Raw genomic sequence first — 16,460 nt, forward strand, 5'->3', positions numbered from 1 at the left:
GAGGTGGGGCAGCCGATGCAGTTCTTCTCTCATGACCGGTTCGATCTTGCCTTCCTCGACCGCCAACCGGCATCGGGGCAGGGTGATCCCGTGCTCATGATCCACGGCTTCGCCTCGAGCCACTACGTCAACTGGGTGTCGCCCGGCTGGTTCAAGACGCTCAACGATGCCGGGTATCGCGCCATTGCCTTCGACAATCGCGGCCATGGCTCGTCATCGAAGAGCTATGACGAGGCTGACTATACGCCGGCGAAAATGGCCTCGGATGCCGCAGCCTTGCTCGATCATCTCGGCATCGAACGGGCCCATGTCATGGGCTATTCGATGGGCGCTCGCATCGCGGCGTTTCTGGCTCTGTCGGATCCGGACAAGGTGGCGACGCTGGTCTTTGGCGGCCTCGGCATCGGCATGATCGATGGCGTCGGCGATTGGGATCCGATTGCCGACGCCCTGCTTGTCGACGATCCGGCCACGACCACCCATCCGCGCGGCCGCTCTTTCCGCGCTTTCGCCGACCAGACCCGCAGCGATCGCCGGGCGCTTGCCGCCTGCATCGCCACATCGCGGGAGTTGCTGAGCGAGGATGATATTGCCCGCATCGCCCAGCCGACGCTGGTCGCAGTCGGCACCACAGACGACATTGGCGGCTCCCCAGACGAACTCGCCGCCCTGATGCCGAACGCCAGGGCTTTCCACATCGAGGGCAGGGACCATATGCTGGCGGTCGGGGACAAAACCTTCAAGAAACGCGTGCTGGAGTTTTATGCTGAATATCCGCTTTGAGCGGTCTGCCGGTGGGCAATAGCGGCACAATGGGGAAGAAGCACGGCCGCCATGCCTGGCGCTGCCGCTCCAACGACAATCGCGTCCTTGGCCTGCTGGGGATCGTTCTCAACAGGCTGTCGGTGGAAGCGGGGCTGGCCATCCTCGCGGCAATGGCGCCGACAATAGGCGCCTTTACCTGATCGCCGCTAGCCTGTAGCGAGGGCCTCCAGCGAGCGCGCCATGTTCAGCCTGGCTTGTGGCTCGAAGCGCTGGCGAAATTCCTCGGTGAGGAAAATGTGCGCGCGGGCAAGGAAATCCTTCAGCACGGCTCCCCGCCCGGTACGCCACACCGGCTCCTCCACCCAGCCATATTCGCGGCGGACCGCGCGTTCATAGGTGTCGAACGCATCCGGCGCGGCGCCCAGGATCGACAGATCCATGTCGAGGAAGAGGCTGGCGTCGCGTGTGGCCGCGTCGTCATCGAACCCGGGCAACTGGTGCGTGGCGGTGGCGAGGATCATCGCGCCGATGCGGTCCAGGCGCTCCGGGTCGGTTCGGCTCGCGAGCTTTTGCGCGGCAAGCGCCGCACTTCTGGCCTCATTGTCCTTGGCCTTGCTGTCATAGATGGCGTCGTGGAACCAGATCGCCGCTTCGACGGCTTCCGGATCGCTGAGCAGCGCTCGGTAATCGCCGGCCAGCGCCAGCATCGCCTCGATATGGGCAAGGTTGTGATAGTGACGGCTTTCGGCCAGGTAGAGCGCCGCGAGTTCCCGTTTCAGCGGTTCGTCGATCAAGGGCTGGTCTTCCATGTTGGTCATCCGTCCAGTTAATCGATCTCAGCCTCTTCGAGCCAGTCACTCGGATCGTCCCGGCCGCTGGGCGCGAAAGGCAGCTTTCCGGCGACTCAGCGATCAAGGGTTCGTTTTCCATGGCCGCTTGAATTCCTGCGAACCAAATCCATTTGACACAGCACTAAGGAAAATTGAGTTCAATCATGCTATGATCTGGCTTATATGTGCCGCCGGACAACAGGCAAGCCAGCAGGACGCGACGTCGATGAACAGCATCAGCATTTCCCGCCATAGCGCGTTGCAGCCGGTCGATCCGATCTGGCGTTCGATCCGCGACGAAGCGATGGACGCCGTCAACCGCGACCCCCTGCTTGCCGCGTTTCTCTATTCGACGATCCTCAACCAGGAGAGCCTGGAAGAGGCCGTCATCCACCGGATCGCCGAGCGGCTTGCCCACCAGGATATCGGCTCCGACCTGATCCGCCAGACCTTCAAGACCATGCTGGCCGACGACAAGGAATGGCCGACGACCGTGCGTGTCGACATCCAGGCCTATTACGACCGCGACCCGGCTTGCGACCGTTTCATCATGCCTGTGCTCTATTTCAAGGGCTTTCACGCCATTCAGACCCATAGGCTGGCGCATTGGCTGTGGACCCAGGGCCGCAAGGATTTCGCGCTCTATCTGCAGAGCCGCTCGTCCTCGGTCTTCCAGACCGATATCAACCCGGCCGCGCGCATAGGCAAGGGCATCTTCATCGATCACGCCACCGGCCTCGTCGTCGGCGAGACCGCGGTCATCGAGGACGATGTGTCGATCCTGCACGGCGTGACGCTGGGCGGCACCGGCAAGGCCGGCGGCGACCGCCATCCCAAGATCCGCCGCGGCGTGCTGATCGGCGCCGGCGCCAAGATTCTCGGCAATATCGAGATCGGCCATTGCTCCAAGGTCGCCGCCGGGTCGGTGGTGCTGTCACCCGTGCCGCACAACAAGACGGTTGCCGGTGTGCCGGCCCGCGTGGTCGGCGAGACCGGCTGCGACCAGCCTTCGCGCCAGATGGACCAGCTCCTGCCGTCGCAGTCGATGGACCAGGTGATCAGCTTCGATATCTGATTTCTGCGCCGGCGCGCCGTCCGGCGCGATTGCGATTTTGTCCGGCGGCGCTGCCGCTTGCGGTGCAATACGGCCGGCTTGCCTTTACATCGCCATTGTCGACGTGCCAGAAGCGCCCTTCAAACCAGCAAGCCCGATGATCGGAGAAGACTGTTGAAGCCGGACGAAATCAGAAAGCTGGACGCCTATTTCAAGCGCGTCTTCCAGAACCCCAAGCTTGAGGTCAAGGCACGGCCGCGCAAGGAAGATTCCGCCGAAGTCTATGTCGGTGACGAGTTCCTCGGCATCGTCTTCAAGGATGAGGACGACGGCGACTACAATTTCTCGATGGCGATCCTCGACATCGATCTGGGCTGATCCCGTATCAAATGGCAGGCCGCGCCAGGCGCGGCCTGCGACTGTCTCTCAATGTCCGCTCTTCAGCATTCGCCCGGCCTCAGCGGTCATTGCCGCGTCGAGTGCCTGCCAGTCGCCAAGGAATTCCTTGGGAAAACGGTAGGTGAGGCTGAGATCGTCGCCGACATGGATGTCGCGTTCGCACGGCGCCAGCGATTGACCGGTAGTCGGCCCGCTCAGGCAGCGGGCCACGAAAAGGTCCTTTCCCCCGCGCTTGCCGACCACCAGCACCTCGTTCAGGTAGCCTGATTTCTCATTGAAACCGTAGACCGTCGTGCCGCCTGGTCCCGGAATGCCGGGCTGGACGATCAGCGCGCTGTAGATCGGCGTGAACCGGCCGCTCATGTCGCGCGACATCATCTGCTGTTCGAAGGACAGGAAGATGATCTTCCTGTTGGCTTCCGAGTGATTGAAATCGTCGCGGGCCGCCTCGCTATACCCGTCCATCTGGGGATAGCGCAGATAAAGGTCGAGACGCGAAGCGATGCCGTCGCGCCGGGCCTGGTCGAAACGGATGAAATTGGCCGGCACGGAAATCACATTGTTGCCGATCACCACCCGGCGCACCGTCGTGTCGTCGGTATATCCGGCCATGGCGATGCTATGGCCGAACCATTTGCCGCCAAGGCTGATAGCGACCGACAGCAAGGCAAGTGCCGCGAAGGCATAGAACACCCGCTTCATCAGCGTGGAATCGACCACGGTGAGTTCAGGGCCGTCGGCGATCGCTGCCTGCTTCATCTCGGTCCTCATCCCAACCGCCATTTCCGGTGTCCCCCGGCGGCACACATCGCGCGGCACGGCTCTTGCAACCTTCCTGAAACGACTGTGCGATTTCATGGTAAATGGAGGGTTAAGATGGCTCAGATGGAACTCTTCCTGTTTGCTTTTGTCGTCGGGCTGACAGCGTGCGGGCTGACGGGCTCGACGATGGAGTTGTTGTCGGGCCGCAAGGTCGCCTTCGCCGAGCCCTATGTGTCGCCGGCGCATGTGCTGCGCTCGCTGGCGGCCACCGTTGGTGCCGGGCCGTTCATGCTGGTCAACGATGCCCTCGATGCCCGCCGCGAAAAGCGCATTTCGACGATGGCGCTCTTGTCATGCGGTTGCACGGCGATCGCCTGGTCGCTGGCGCTGGGCATCGTCGTGCTTGCCATTGCCTCATGGACGATCCGTCTCTTAGGGTCCGGCATCTGAGACGATTCGGAGGCCGACAATGCCGCTTTATGCGATCGACGGAACGCAGCCCAGCTTCGCCGACGCGGGTTCAAACTGGATCGCGCCCGATGCGACGCTGATCGGCGACGTGCGCGTTGGCCGCAATGCCGGTTTCTGGTTCGGCGTCGTCATTCGCGCAGACAATGAGCCGATCATTATCGGCGCCGACACCAATGTGCAGGAACACACGGTCATGCACACCGATCCCGGCTTTCCGCTGACCATTGGCGAGGGCTGCACGATTGGCCACCGGGCCATGCTGCATGGCTGCACGATCGGCGACAACAGCCTGATCGGCATGGGCGCCATCGTGCTGAACGGCGCCAGGATCGGCAAGAATTCGCTGGTCGGCGCCGGCGCGCTGGTCACCGAAGGCAAGGAATTTCCGGACAATTCGCTGATCGTCGGCTCACCGGCCAAGGCGATCAAGGTGCTGGACGACGCAGCCGTAGCCAGGCTGCGCGGTTCGGCCGCGCACTACGTCGCCAATGGCAAGCGCTTCAAGGCAGGGCTGAAGAAGGTCTGACGCCAGTTTCGGCCGATCCGTATCGCCACGGGGTGCGTCCCGGACCGGGCTATTATCTATTAGAGCCGCGCCTTGCTATGGCATCACGCAGCAATGAAGCACCGGCTTCAAAACCGGCAATGTCCGCTTCCTCGATGGCTGTCGCATAGTCATCGATGCGGGTTGCAAGAGTAGGGTCGGCGCCAGCCGCCAAAAGCAGGCGGATCGCCTCGGCGCTACGAACGGCCACCGAATAGTGTAGCGGCGTCCAGTCGTTCACGCCCCGCATATTGGGATCGGCGCCAGCCTCGATCAACATCTGGATGATTTCCGGTCGGTCGGCCCGGTCGGTGGACAGCGCGGCAATGATTGCCGGAAACCCGCCGTGATCCCCGTAATTCGGATCCGAGCCTGCATCCAGCAACGTCGAGATGAAGCCGACCGGGCTCCAATAGATCGCGTATTCCAAAGGATGCCCGAGGCCGAGTTCGAACGGCATACGTTCGTCGAACCAACGGGGCGAACCGCCCAGGGCTTTGCCAAGGCCATCGAAGTCGCCGGCCTTGAAGGCATCGTCGATCGCCTTGAACAGGCGATGGCGCTCGCATCGATCTTCCGGGATTTCCAACATCGCCGTGATCCAGAGGTGGCTTTGATCGCTCATACTGCGGCGATCAAAAGCCATTTGAAAGCAAGATCACGTACAAGGGTTGGCTTTGTCCGATGTCCGTAGCGGCCCACCACCATCCAAGTGCGTCGGACGTAATGTCATTTTAAAGAGTGATGACACTCACGCGGATGCCATTTCCCGGCCGCTATTCGCCTTCGGACGCGCTGCTGATAGGCAGCAGGCGACAGCGCATCTCGCACCCTATGCCGGGTGCGATTACAAAATTCGCATGCGGCAACAATGTTCTCGAGCCTGTCTTCGCCGCCACTCTTTTTTGGTTTCCGATGTTCAGCGGTGCAGCGGAATCGACCGAGCAATCCGAGAGGGAGATGACAGCGCTCCGAAAACGGCGCCGGATCTCCGTCCCACATCCGGAATTTGCAGTAGAAGCATCGCCAACCTTGCTTGTTGGCTTGAACGGTTCTGAGTTTTGCCAGTTTTTTGCTCATTTTACACATCCTTTTTCTTCATCAACATGAAGCGGATGTGCAGCAACCGTGATCGATTGCCCCTTATTCGGACGGGATAACCCTCGCACGAGACAACACTCTTTGAGTGCCACTCCGCAGTATTTTGTGGTAAATGCCGAGCGTAAGAACAGCATCCATCAGGTCACCCACAACGGCTTCCAGACGAACTTTAGAACGCCTCCACATACCTACGATATTCTAGAACTTGGCGACGATCAAGTCGATCTGGATACACCGGAGAATGGCGCGCTGTGCCGGAGCATTCTAAGAGTCGCGGAAAGTACGATGTGAAAGCGTCGCAAAATTGGTATTGCAGACCGCTCGACCCTTTACTGTTATAGTGGAACCTCCGGTTCCAACGAAGACCTGCATCGCGGAGGTAGCTTCTTGCATGCCACCCGAATTTAGCGAGCTTGTCCAGCAAATCATTCTGCCATTCGGCATGCTGTTGGCTGGCGTGATTGTCGGCATGGCCTTGGAGCGTTTCCTATCGAGGAAGCGGAGACAGGCGTGGAGGGAAAAGAACCGCTTGCGTTGGGCGAGAGAGCGCAGCGGCGGCGACATCCTTAGCGGCCTATGGATCGCCCCGAAGCCTGTTTCCGCACCACCGAAACCAACCGATCCCGCTGACCAATTGCGGATTGTCATGGGTGCGAACTTCACTATTCAACCGCTCCTCAACAAGAGCGAAGTGCGCGTCTTTAAGGAACTTGATCGCATGGTGATTGGCTGCAATCCGGGATGGCAAGTGATGGCTCAAGTGTCATTGGGCGAAATTCTGCATAGCACGGATGCCGTCGCCTACAGCTGCATCAACTCGAAGCGGGTGGACCTCCTTCTTGTAGACGAGAACTGTCAGCCTCGGCATGCACTCGAATACCAAGGCCATGCACATTATCAGGGTTCAGCGGCTGCGCGTGACGCGGTGAAAAAGGAAGCCTTGCGTCGAGCGGGCATCAGCTATCACGAGATCGTCGGCGGTCATACGACGCCGTCCGAACTTAGACAGCTAGTCCAAAGACTCGTAGAGAAGCCCGCATCGGCCCGGTAGCGATCACTAGCTTTGACCCCAGAAATGGCGGAGCCGGCCCGGGGACGGGGCCGGCTCCTTTGACCCGGTCGTTGGGGACGGGGAGGGTGGGGACTCGACCGGGTTTCTCGTTCGTCCTAGCGGACGCTGGCGACCGCGTCGGAGCGGCCGTCATTGATCGTCACCCAAACGCCGGAATTCTCCGCCGATTGACGTTTGAGATAGGTGTAGTCGGTGTCCGTCCAGGACAGCACCTTGGTTTCCAGATTGTCGAGGATGAACTCGCCGAGGCTGGTGCGCACGGTCAGCACGGCGTGGCCGTCGCCATTGGGCTGGCGCGCGACCGTCATCAGAAGATCGCCTGCCGGCACGCCCGCGTCCATCAGTTCGCGGCGCTTCTCCAGCGCATAGTCCTCGCAATCGCCATAGCCATTGTCGGGATAGGCCCAGTACTCCTCGACACCGTCGTTTTCCATGTCGGTGCGCGGCTTGATGCGGGTGTTGACCGAATTGTTGATGCTGACGATCGTCGCCCAGAGCTTGCGGCTCAGGTCGACCGGCGCGCCCTTGGGCGTCTTCTCGTTGCATTCGCCAGGGATGCGCTGGCAGAATTCATAGTGGCCAACAGGCTGTGTGGTACGGCCGCCAGTGTGCATATAGGCCGGTCCCGCGGCATATGCTGATCCCCAAGCGGAAAGCTGCATCGCCATTGCCATAAGCAACAGCTTGCCCCTCGTTTTTTTCATTTTCTAGTCTCCCCGTTCGAAGGAGACATTGCCACGGCTGGATTTATTTGACGCAAAAGCGCGAAGCAGACTTTAAGTAAAACGCCAATAGAATAAACATAAAATTTGAATCATTTGAGTATTGAATTGTTTGGATTGCCCGGGCGGGCATCGGAGCGCATGCCCCGAAAGGCAGCCTGCCTGCTGGAAGCCAGCCCGGCCACTCGCGAAGGGACAAATCGCCGCCGGCCGGAAACAAAAAACCGGCCACGCAGGGCCGGTTAGCTTGCGGCGTCCGTTTGATCCGGTCAGGCGCGTGGCGTGTTGAATTCGGAATCGAGCGTCTCGGGGCGCTGGATGACGGCGAATTCGATGGCGACGCCATCCTCGAAATGACGAACGATCTGGCCGCGCATGGTGCCGAGCATGACCTGGACACCGATCGCCGGCTTGACGTCGATCTCGATCGCGGCGCCCGACAGCGACAGGTCGATGATCCGGCACTGGTATTGGCGGCCGTCGGTGAGCTGCAGCACGCTGGTCGGGTTGCGCGGCGCGACGCGCTCGTGGCGGCGGTCTTCCGGCAGGTCGAGTTCGTGCTTGTTGGCGAGCCAGGTCAGTTGCGCCGCCAGCTTGTCCTTCTTGCGGTCGGACGCAATCACCGTCATGGCGAAGCCATCCTGCAGCGTGCGCGTGACGACGCCTTCGATGCGGCCGATATGGTCGATATAGGCGATCACCTTTTCGCCGGGCATGCCGATGCGATCGGTGCGGAACGCGACATTGCCAGGCGACATGTCGACAACCTGGCAAGGGTGCTCGGTGCGGTCTTCCAGCATGAATCGCCCGTATATCTTGACCCGGACGCGCTGAAAGTTACGCCTTTCAGCTTGGGACGGTGCGTAGTCGACCGCCGCTGACCTCATGACTGCCTAGACCCCGTTTGGCATTCCCGCGCGTCAATGCGAGGAACTTCATCACAGAAGTACAACAAAGCGGGTTAACAAAGGGGAAAAACGAGCCTGCGAGACCGTACGATCATCAACTATTCGTCGCGTCCACCGTCGAAGACGACGAGATGGCGGATGCGGCGCGCCCGGCCAAGCGCCGAGATCGTATCGGGCGCCTCGAGATCGGCTGGAACAAGCGAGGGAACGTCGATCGCCGGACGGTTGTTGAGCATCTCTTTCTCCGGATCGATGACACGGATCGAATCGATCATTGCGTCCGTGATCGGGTCGGCCCCCAGCCAGAACGGCTTCTCCGCGGCACTGATCACGCCAAGGCAGCGCGGGTTCTCGATGCCGCCGTCGAGCGGCAAGGCAAGCAATTCGAACTTGTTGGAGCGGCCATTGCGGCTGAAGCCCTCGAAATTGATCAGCACCACGGATTTCTGGTCGAAAACCCCGTGAATCAGCCGTGAGACCAGACGCTGATCCTTCTCGCGCCACAGCGACGGGAAGGAGAACCCCTTGAGTTCGCGGCCATAACAGGCGCAGAGCCTGGTGCCGGCGAGGCGGAAGACCGGTTGGCCGCGCGTGTCTCTTTCCAGGATGAACGTGTCGGCCAAAAGCGACTTGATATCGGCCGGCTCGACTTCCGATCGCTTCGGAGCAGGGCGTCCGTCACGCAGGCGGTTCCAATAATGGAACAGCGTGATCGATCCGTTTTGGTTCATGGTATGCTGCTCCGCGCATTCTGTCGTCTGATGTCCCATCGGTGAACAGAAGGGCGCCCTCCGATGACCTACATGCGTTGCGGAGCAGGAAGCGTGCCAGCGTCGTTAACACTTGTTCACGGGTCGGGGACGTTAAGGTTAACAACTGGTTTACGTTGCCCCCGAGCAGGCCCTGTGGCACACCAAAACCACTCCAGAAGCGGTCGTTTCGCGACGATCGGCAGCACTTCAGTCAAGAGTTTTAGGGGAGCAGGGGGCTCGACCGGCCGTTCAAGGGAAACCTTGGACGGCTTCTTTTTTGATTCGCACTGGGGCGATTCGCCGTTTGCGGTTCCAATGGCCGTGATCTAGATGCTCGCCAGGTCGAACAGCACCGAGTGCGATTGCAGATGAGCGAACAGCAAAATCCAACCGAGGTCGAGCCGGCCGAAAGCCTGCCGCCGCCTGCGCGCGAACCGGTGTTCAACCTGCCGCCGATCGTGCTGGCGGTGATCGGCATTTGCGCGGCCGTCTTCCTGTTGCAGCAATATGTGCTGAACGACGCGCAGCAGATGACGCTGCTCTACGATGGAGCCTTCATTCCCGTCCTTTATACCGGGCAATACGGCTTCGACTGGTTTCTGTTCACGCGCCCCTTCACCTATGCGTTCATGCACGGCGGTTTTGCCCATATCGCCGTCAACATGGTCTGGCTCGCCGCTTTTGGTTCGCCGCTGGCCAATCGCCTCGGCGGGATCTGGTTTGCTCTGTTCTTCGCCATTACCGGGCTGGCCGCCGTGGCGCTCTTCTGGGCCATGCACCCCTATGGCGAGGCACCGCTGGTCGGCGCCTCCGGCGCCATATCGGGCATGATGGGTGCGGCGGCGCGTTTCGGTTTCCGCACCGACCGCTCTGCAGGCAAGGCGGCCTTCGCCGGCCCTGTGCTGCCGATCGCGCTTGTCTTGCGTTCGCGCGGTGTCGTGATCTTCCTTGCCGTGTGGATGATCATCAACCTCGCCACCGGCCTGCTCGGATTTGCGCCTGGAGTAGATGGTCAGATCGCCTGGGAGGCTCATATTGGCGGCTTCGTCGCCGGCTTTTTCGGCCTGCGCTGGTTTGATCGGCGACGGCAGCCGCCGGAATGAGAGACCTCCGACCCCCGCACTTGAAATGCAGCCGATCACGGCGCACGATGTTCACTCTTACGTGAAAGCCGGTCTGGGCAGGGAACCGGCAGGCGAAGCAGAGGAGGACGCCATGACGGTCAAGGCAATTCTGGAAAAAAAGGGCCACGACGTGTTGACGCTCGGGCCGAACGAAAAGCTCAGCGAAGCCATCCGCATCCTGGCCGAACACAAGATCGGCGCGCTGGTCATCACCAATGGCGATCACAAGATTGTCGGCATCCTGTCGGAGCGCGACATCGTGCGGGTTCTCGCCAAGGAAGGTGCCGCCGCGCTCGATATCGCCGTGCGTTCGGCAATGACGCCGAAGGTGAAGATCTGCAACGAGAACCACACCGTCAACGAGGTGATGGAGATCATGACCAGGGGCCGTTTCCGCCACCTGCCGGTGGAAAAGGACGGCCTGCTCGATGGCATCGTCTCCATCGGCGACGTGGTCAAGCGCCGCATCGAGGATGTCGAGCGCGAGGCGGATGAGATCAGGGCCTACATCGCCACCGCCTGAGCGGTGAAAGGAACGCCGGCCGGAAACCCGGCCGGCGGAACGGTAGTCTATCGATTGTCGAGTTCGGAGCGGACGAGTTCGAGGCCGCGCCTGGTGATGCGGTAGGGACCGCCGCCCGACGACGAAACCGCCTTCTTGCGTTTCAGCTTTCGAAATAGGTCGAGATCGACGTCTGGATAGTGCCAGCCATCGCGGGTCAGGCATTTGACGGAGGCGATCCGTTTCTTCTGGTTCTTTTCGATTTCAATGCGTCCGCCCTGCGCAAGCAGGTGCAGGATGCGCTGTTCAGTGCGCGAAATATCCATGTGGAGCGTTCCGGGAAAACAAAAAATGCCGCCGCCGCGAAGCTTCGCGGCACGGGGTTTCAGGTTTTCTGCCCTGCCTCGCTATGAGGTCAGGGCCTTAACGGGACTGAGCGTAAGTGGACATCCACTCTCCATTGGAATGGGAGTCCTATAGGCGAAAGCGGCTGAAAAGGCCAGCCGGCGGCTTTGCGCTTGTCTCTTCTGGCGGTTTGCACTAGCGAATGACTTTCACTTCAGACGTGAAAGTCACGTTCAAACGTGAGTTCACTCATCGTAATTTGCAGGCCGCCATGACCCTCATCGATACCCGCACGCCCGATGCAAAACGCTTGATCCCCGGCGCCACCGGTGACTGGGAAATCATCATCGGTCTCGAGGTGCACGCGCAGGTCATCTCGGAAGCAAAATTGTTTTCCGGCGCTTCGACCGCTTTCGGTGCAGCCCCCAACGCCAATGTCAGCCTGGTCGATGCGGCAATGCCGGGCATGCTGCCTGTCATCAACGAGGAGTGCGTCAAACAGGCGATCCGCACCGGTCTCGGGCTGAAGGCGCAGATCAACCACAAGTCGGTTTTCGACCGGAAGAACTACTTTTATCCCGACCTGCCGCAGGGCTACCAGATTTCGCAGTTCAAGCAGCCGATCGTCGGCGAGGGCACGGTAATCGTTTCGGTCGGACCGGACCGGCAGGGCGAGTTCGAGGACATCGAGGTCGGCATCGAGAGGCTGCATCTGGAACAGGACGCCGGCAAGTCGATGCACGACCAGCATCCGACCATGTCCTATGTTGATCTCAACCGCTCCGGCGTGGCGCTGATGGAAATCGTCTCCAAGCCTGACCTGCGTTCCGGCGATGAGGCCAAGGCCTATGTCACCAAGCTGCGCACCATCATGCGCTATCTCGGCACCTGCGACGGCAACATGGATGAAGGCTCGCTGCGCGCCGACGTCAACGTCTCGGTACGGCGGCCTGGTGGTGAGTTCGGCACCCGCTGCGAGATCAAGAACATGAACTCGATCCGCTTCATCGGCCAGGCCATCGACTTCGAGGCACGCCGCCAGATCGCCATTATCGAGGACGGCGGCAAGATCGATCAGGAAACGCGGCTGTATGATGCGGTCAAGGGCGAGACGCGCTCGATGCGCTCGAAGGAAGAAGCGCACGATTACCGCTATTTCCCCGATCCCGACCTGCTGCCGCTGGAATTCGATCAGGCCTATGTCGATGCTTTGGCCAAAGAGCTGCCGGAATTGCCCGACGACAAGAAGGCGCGGCTCATCTCCTCGCTGGGTCTCTCGACCTACGACGCTTCGATCCTGGTGTCGGAAAAGTCGGTCGCCGATTATTTCGAGAAGGTGGCCGCCGGCCGCGACGGCAAGCTCGCCGCCAACTGGGTCATCAACGATCTGCTCGGCCAGTTGAACAAGGTGGGCAAGGACATTGAAAATGCGCCGGTTTCGCCCGACCAGCTCGGCGCGGTCATCGACCTGATCAAGGACGGCACCATCTCCGGCAAGATCGCCAAGGACCTGTTCGAGATCGTCTGGAACGAAGGCGGCGATCCGCGTGCGCTGGTCGAAAGCCGTGGCATGAAACAGGTCACGGACACCGGCGCCATCGAGAAGGCGGTCGACGAGGTGATCGCGGCCAATCCCGACAAGGTCGAACAGGCGCGCGCCAAGCCGACCATGGCCGGCTGGTTCGTCGGCCAGGTGATGAAGGCGACCGGCGGCAAGGCCAATCCGCAGGCGGTCAACGACCTCGTCAAGGCCAAGCTCGGCATCGAGTAAGGCCATGTTCGTCCGCACCGCCGGCGAACCCGATCTCGCTGCCATCCGCGCGCTGCTGGTTGAAACCTGGCACGCCACCTACGACGCGATCTATGGCGCCGGGCGGGTTACCGAAATCACCGACGAATGGCACTCGATTGCGTCTCTGAAAACGAGACTGACCAAGCCGAACAGCGAGTTCCTCGTCGCCGATGACGGCAAGCGCATTGGCGGCGTGGCTTTTGCCGAGGGCATTGGTGGCGGAGAAGAGGTTGTCCTGAAACAGCTCTACGTGCTTCCGGGCCTGCAGGGCAGGGGCATTGGCGGCATGTTGCTCGACGAGATCATCGAGAGTTTTCCGGAAGCCCGCGGCATCCGCCTGGAAGTGGAGGCGCGGAACACCCGCGCCATCGCCTTCTATGAAGCGAACGGCTTCGTGCGATCCGGCGATGCCGGCGGGCACGCGGGTGCCCCGGGCGAGCCGACACTGGTCTACCGCCGGTCTCTTGCCGGCTGATTCCTTCGAAGTGAACCTCGCTTGATCACCTTCGCGCGAGCGGCGCTGGATGCGCCCGTTTTCGTTTGACCGCGTGAGGGCTCCGCACCAAAGCTGCCGGTGCTGACCGCGCGGAAGCCGGAATGGACTGGCACGCTGGGTAGCGCTGGGGGGAACCATGCCAAGCCTGCCGGAACTGATGCCGACAGAGGTGTCGGACGAGACCTTTGGTGGCGTCACCTATCACATAGCCGGCGAACTGGTGCCCGTGCTTTCGGTCGATGTGACGCGGATGCCTGTCTATTTCGAGCACCACATCCTGTTGTGGAAGAACTCGACCATCACAATCGGTCTGAAATCGCTGAAGGGCGCGCTGAAGCGCATGATGGCCGGCATGCAGATCTTCGTCACCGAGGCGTCGGGAGCGGGCATCATCGCCTTCAGCCGCGATGGACCAGGCCACATCGTGCCGATCCATCTCAGGCGTGGCGAGGAGATCCAGGTGCGCGAACACCAGTTTCTCGCCGCAACCGGCAATGTCGAATACACATTCGAGCGTGTGCGCGGCCTGGCGACGATGCTGTTCGGCCAGAGCGGCTTCTTCATCGACCGTTTTCGCGGCGATAGCGGCGACGGCATAGTCTGGCTGCACGGCTACGGCAACGTCTTTGAAAAGACGCTTGCCGCCGGCGAGACCATCGACATCGAGCCGGGCGGCTGGCTGTTCAAGGATGCCTCCGTCAGGATGGAAACCAAGATCGATCGCCTGTCGAGCGGCTTCTTCGGCGCCAATATGAATTTCATCGTCAACCGCTTCACCGGTCCGGGCCGTGTCGGCATCCAGTCGATGTATCTGCATATGCCGACGGAAGAGTGAGCGCGTGCCGGAAATTTCGGACGGGTGACATGCCAGGGCACAAGGCGTGGCGTAGCCCGATCCGATCAGGCAACGGGAACTTCCACATTGTCGATCAGCCGCGTCTTGCCCAGCCAGGCCGCGGCAAGCAGGCGCCCAGCTCGGTCGCGGCGCCAGGGCGCAAGCGTCAGGCTTTCGCGGGCCTCGACATAGTCGACCTTCTGGAAGCCGGCGGCAATGAGCGCGCGGCTGGCTTCCCCAGTTGCGTCATCTCCGAGCGCGCCTGCCGCCAGTGCGGCAGCCGTCTTGTGCAGGATGACGTTGAGCTGGCGGGCGACAGCGAGTTCGGTCTCGTCGAGATAGGCGTTGCGTGACGACATGGCCAGGCCATGCCCGTCGCGTATGGTCGGGGCGCCGATAATCTCGACAGGCAGGTCGAGGTCGCGGCAGAGCTGCCTGACGACGCAAAGCTGCTGGTAATCCTTCTCGCCAAAGACCGCACAGTCAGGTGTCGCCTGCAGAAAAAGCTTGGCGACAATGGTGGCGACGCCCTCGAAAAAAGTGGGGCGGAAGTCCGATTCGAGCCCGGCGGACGGGCCGCCGACCGAGATCCTGGTGGCAAAGCCGGCGGGATACATCGCGCCGACCGTCGGCGTGAAGGCAAGATCGGCGTTGACCGTCGCCAACAGGTCGAGGTCGCGGGCCAGATGGCGCGGGTACTTGTCGAGATCCTCGCTCGGCGCGAACTGCGTCGGATTGACGAAGATCGACACCACGCAGCGCTCGGCCTTTTCCCTGGCGATCCTGATCAGGGAGAGGTGCCCCTCATGCAACGCGCCCATGGTCGGCACCATGGCGACGCGCAGGCCATCGCGCCGCCAGTCACTGACCTGCGCGCGAAGTGCGGCGACGCTGTCGACGACCTCGGGACAGCTCATGTTTCATCTCCGCCGCTTTTGCCCGAAAAGGCTTTTGAACTTGAAAAGACATGGGCAGCACCGGGGAAAGTCCGGCCTCGCACCTCCGCTGCGTAGCGCTCGGCGGCGTGCGCGATTACGCGGCGCAGATCGGCATATTCCTTGACGAATTTCGGCACGCGGTCGACGGTCAGCCCGACCATGTCGTCGATGACTAGGATCTGGCCATCGCAGTCGCTGCTGGCGCCGATGCCGATGGTTGGAATCGCAATGCGGCGTGTGATGTCGGCGGCGACCGCCTCGATGGTGCCTTCGATGACCACGGAGAACGCGCCGGCCTTTTCGACAGCGAAGGCGTCGGCTATCAGCGCCGCGACAGTCTCGTCCGTGCGGCCCTTGATCTTGTAGCCGCCGTCCTTCTCCACCGATTGCGGCAGCAGGCCGATATGACCCATGACCGGAATGCCGGCGGCGACGATTGCCGCGATCTGCCCGGCCATGTCGACGCCGCCTTCAAGCTTCACCGCCTGGCAGCCGGTCTCGTCAACGATGCGCCGCGCCGAGGCCACGGCCTGCTCCGTCGTATCCTCGTAGCTGCGGGCCGGCATGTCGACGACCACGCAGGCCCTGGCCGAGCCGCGCATCACGGCTTGCCCATGCGCGATCATCATCTCCAGCGAGGCGCCGAGCGTTGTCTCGTGGCCATGCAGGACCATGGCGACGCTGTCGCCGACCAGAAGCAGGTCGACATGCGGGTCGAGCAGGCGGGCGACAGGATAGGTGTAGGCGGTCAGGCAGACCAACGGGATGCCGCCCTTGCGGCGGCGAATCAGCTCAGCGCCGATGCGAATGTCGGTGGTCGGCAGTTTCGTGGCCAATCGTCACCTCCTTCGGCCCATGGCCGGATTGGATATCCGCATGGGCGCGCTGAGCTTTAGAAAGAGCCGAAAGGCTTGGCAAGCGTGCATCCTGCCGCCTCTTGGGGGCACAGGCATGTGTCGGCACCCCGGCGCGCCATTTGCACGCTCTCCATGGCAAAACCCTTGCCTTCCCGAAGGCCTGACGCCATAAGCAGGAAACAGGCGCCGCC

22 protein-coding genes are annotated in these 16,460 nt (G+C 61.5%); 13 read left to right on the top strand and 9 right to left on the bottom strand.

What is annotated here, in order from left to right:
• The first annotated feature begins 15 nt into the window (after positions 1 to 15).
• Together CK227_RS11880 and CK227_RS36705 are read left to right on the top strand one after the other, a co-directional pair.
• A complete protein-coding gene (locus tag CK227_RS11880) occupies positions 16 to 783 on the top strand; it encodes an alpha/beta hydrolase (RefSeq protein ID WP_095770867.1) in 768 nt (255 codons plus the stop codon).
• 29 nt (positions 784 to 812) lie between these two features.
• On the top strand, positions 813 to 965 hold the full coding sequence (locus CK227_RS36705; protein WP_179296305.1) for a hypothetical protein: 153 nt from the start codon (positions 813 to 815) through the stop codon (positions 963 to 965).
• 6 nt (positions 966 to 971) lie between these two features.
• Here CK227_RS36705 and CK227_RS11885 read toward each other — a convergent pair whose 3' ends face one another.
• Entirely contained in the window at positions 972 to 1,574 is a 603-nt protein-coding gene (locus CK227_RS11885) for a hypothetical protein (protein WP_095770866.1), read from the bottom strand.
• A 247-nt stretch (positions 1,575 to 1,821) separates the two neighbouring features.
• On the opposite strand from CK227_RS11885, the gene cysE reads away from it, so the two are divergent.
• Both cysE and CK227_RS11895 read left to right on the top strand, forming a co-directional pair.
• A complete protein-coding gene (gene cysE, locus CK227_RS11890; RefSeq protein WP_095770865.1) occupies positions 1,822 to 2,670 on the top strand; it encodes a serine O-acetyltransferase in 849 nt (282 codons plus the stop codon).
• Positions 2,671 to 2,823: 153 nt separating this feature from the next.
• A complete protein-coding gene (locus tag CK227_RS11895; RefSeq protein ID WP_019857879.1) occupies positions 2,824 to 3,027 on the top strand; it encodes a DUF3126 family protein in 204 nt (67 codons plus the stop codon).
• Positions 3,028 to 3,075: 48 nt separating this feature from the next.
• On the opposite strand, the gene CK227_RS11900 is transcribed toward CK227_RS11895, so the two are convergent.
• Positions 3,076 to 3,807: a hypothetical protein gene (locus CK227_RS11900; RefSeq protein ID WP_095770864.1), complete on the bottom strand. Its 732-nt coding sequence runs from the start codon at positions 3,805 to 3,807 to the stop codon at positions 3,076 to 3,078.
• 117 nt (positions 3,808 to 3,924) lie between these two features.
• Here CK227_RS11900 and CK227_RS11905 point away from each other — a divergent pair, with 117 nt between their 5' ends.
• Together CK227_RS11905 and CK227_RS11910 are read left to right on the top strand one after the other, a co-directional pair.
• Positions 3,925 to 4,260, top strand: coding sequence for a hypothetical protein (locus CK227_RS11905; protein WP_095770294.1), 336 nt, complete (start codon positions 3,925 to 3,927; stop codon positions 4,258 to 4,260).
• 19 nt (positions 4,261 to 4,279) lie between these two features.
• Positions 4,280 to 4,807, top strand: coding sequence for a gamma carbonic anhydrase family protein (locus CK227_RS11910; protein WP_095770293.1), 528 nt, complete (start codon positions 4,280 to 4,282; stop codon positions 4,805 to 4,807).
• A 52-nt stretch (positions 4,808 to 4,859) separates the two neighbouring features.
• Here CK227_RS11910 and CK227_RS11915 read toward each other — a convergent pair whose 3' ends face one another.
• Positions 4,860 to 5,450, bottom strand: a complete 591-nt coding sequence (locus CK227_RS11915) for an ankyrin repeat domain-containing protein (RefSeq protein WP_245317936.1) — start codon at positions 5,448 to 5,450, stop codon at positions 4,860 to 4,862.
• Positions 5,451 to 5,569: 119 nt separating this feature from the next.
• On the opposite strand from CK227_RS11915, the gene CK227_RS37210 reads away from it, so the two are divergent.
• Both CK227_RS37210 and CK227_RS11925 read left to right on the top strand, forming a co-directional pair.
• Positions 5,570 to 5,935: a hypothetical protein gene (locus CK227_RS37210; RefSeq protein ID WP_245433478.1), complete on the top strand. Its 366-nt coding sequence runs from the start codon at positions 5,570 to 5,572 to the stop codon at positions 5,933 to 5,935.
• Between the two features lie 382 nt (positions 5,936 to 6,317).
• On the top strand, positions 6,318 to 6,977 hold the full coding sequence (locus CK227_RS11925; protein ID WP_095770291.1) for a DUF2726 domain-containing protein: 660 nt from the start codon (positions 6,318 to 6,320) through the stop codon (positions 6,975 to 6,977).
• Positions 6,978 to 7,093: 116 nt separating this feature from the next.
• Here CK227_RS11925 and CK227_RS11930 read toward each other — a convergent pair whose 3' ends face one another.
• The 3 genes from CK227_RS11930 to CK227_RS11940 all read right to left on the bottom strand — a co-directional run bounded on the left by CK227_RS11930 (position 7,094) and on the right by CK227_RS11940 (position 9,359).
• The gene (locus CK227_RS11930; RefSeq protein WP_095770290.1) at positions 7,094 to 7,702 is read right to left on the bottom strand and encodes a transglutaminase-like cysteine peptidase; all 609 of its coding nucleotides are present in this window, start codon (positions 7,700 to 7,702) and stop codon (positions 7,094 to 7,096) included.
• 287 nt (positions 7,703 to 7,989) lie between these two features.
• A complete protein-coding gene (locus CK227_RS11935; RefSeq protein WP_010909193.1) occupies positions 7,990 to 8,607 on the bottom strand; it encodes a PilZ domain-containing protein in 618 nt (205 codons plus the stop codon).
• A 119-nt stretch (positions 8,608 to 8,726) separates the two neighbouring features.
• Entirely contained in the window at positions 8,727 to 9,359 is a 633-nt protein-coding gene (locus CK227_RS11940; protein ID WP_095770862.1) for a PAS domain-containing protein, read from the bottom strand.
• A gap of 389 nt (positions 9,360 to 9,748) precedes the next feature.
• Here CK227_RS11940 and CK227_RS11945 point away from each other — a divergent pair, with 389 nt between their 5' ends.
• Both CK227_RS11945 and CK227_RS11950 read left to right on the top strand, forming a co-directional pair.
• Complete coding sequence (locus CK227_RS11945) at positions 9,749 to 10,483, top strand: rhomboid family intramembrane serine protease (protein ID WP_095770289.1); 735 nt, start codon at positions 9,749 to 9,751, stop codon at positions 10,481 to 10,483.
• Between the two features lie 112 nt (positions 10,484 to 10,595).
• Positions 10,596 to 11,027 (top strand): CBS domain-containing protein, encoded by a 432-nt coding sequence (locus CK227_RS11950; protein WP_095770861.1) that lies wholly within the window; start codon positions 10,596 to 10,598, stop codon positions 11,025 to 11,027.
• Between the two features lie 47 nt (positions 11,028 to 11,074).
• Here the strand turns inward: CK227_RS11950 and CK227_RS11955 are convergent, their stop codons facing one another.
• On the bottom strand, positions 11,075 to 11,332 hold the full coding sequence (locus tag CK227_RS11955; RefSeq protein WP_095770288.1) for a YjhX family toxin: 258 nt from the start codon (positions 11,330 to 11,332) through the stop codon (positions 11,075 to 11,077).
• A gap of 290 nt (positions 11,333 to 11,622) precedes the next feature.
• Here CK227_RS11955 and gatB point away from each other — a divergent pair, with 290 nt between their 5' ends.
• The 3 genes from gatB to CK227_RS11970 all read left to right on the top strand — a co-directional run bounded on the left by gatB (position 11,623) and on the right by CK227_RS11970 (position 14,474).
• A complete protein-coding gene (gatB, locus tag CK227_RS11960; RefSeq protein WP_095770287.1) occupies positions 11,623 to 13,122 on the top strand; it encodes an Asp-tRNA(Asn)/Glu-tRNA(Gln) amidotransferase subunit GatB in 1,500 nt (499 codons plus the stop codon).
• A 4-nt stretch (positions 13,123 to 13,126) separates the two neighbouring features.
• Entirely contained in the window at positions 13,127 to 13,618 is a 492-nt protein-coding gene (locus CK227_RS11965) for a GNAT family N-acetyltransferase (protein ID WP_095770286.1), read from the top strand.
• 157 nt (positions 13,619 to 13,775) lie between these two features.
• Positions 13,776 to 14,474 (top strand): AIM24 family protein, encoded by a 699-nt coding sequence (locus tag CK227_RS11970; RefSeq protein WP_095770285.1) that lies wholly within the window; start codon positions 13,776 to 13,778, stop codon positions 14,472 to 14,474.
• A 65-nt stretch (positions 14,475 to 14,539) separates the two neighbouring features.
• On the opposite strand, the gene panC is transcribed toward CK227_RS11970, so the two are convergent.
• Positions 14,540 to 15,391, bottom strand: coding sequence for a pantoate--beta-alanine ligase (gene panC / locus CK227_RS11975; protein ID WP_095770284.1), 852 nt, complete (start codon positions 15,389 to 15,391; stop codon positions 14,540 to 14,542).
• On the bottom strand, positions 15,388 to 16,248 hold the full coding sequence (panB, locus tag CK227_RS11980) for a 3-methyl-2-oxobutanoate hydroxymethyltransferase (protein ID WP_095770283.1): 861 nt from the start codon (positions 16,246 to 16,248) through the stop codon (positions 15,388 to 15,390). Before panB ends, panC begins: the two co-directional genes overlap by 4 nt.
• Positions 16,249 to 16,460: the final 212 nt, after the last annotated feature.

The organism is Mesorhizobium sp. WSM4308 (assembly GCF_002294905.1).
Lineage (GTDB): Bacteria > Pseudomonadota > Alphaproteobacteria > Rhizobiales > Rhizobiaceae > Mesorhizobium.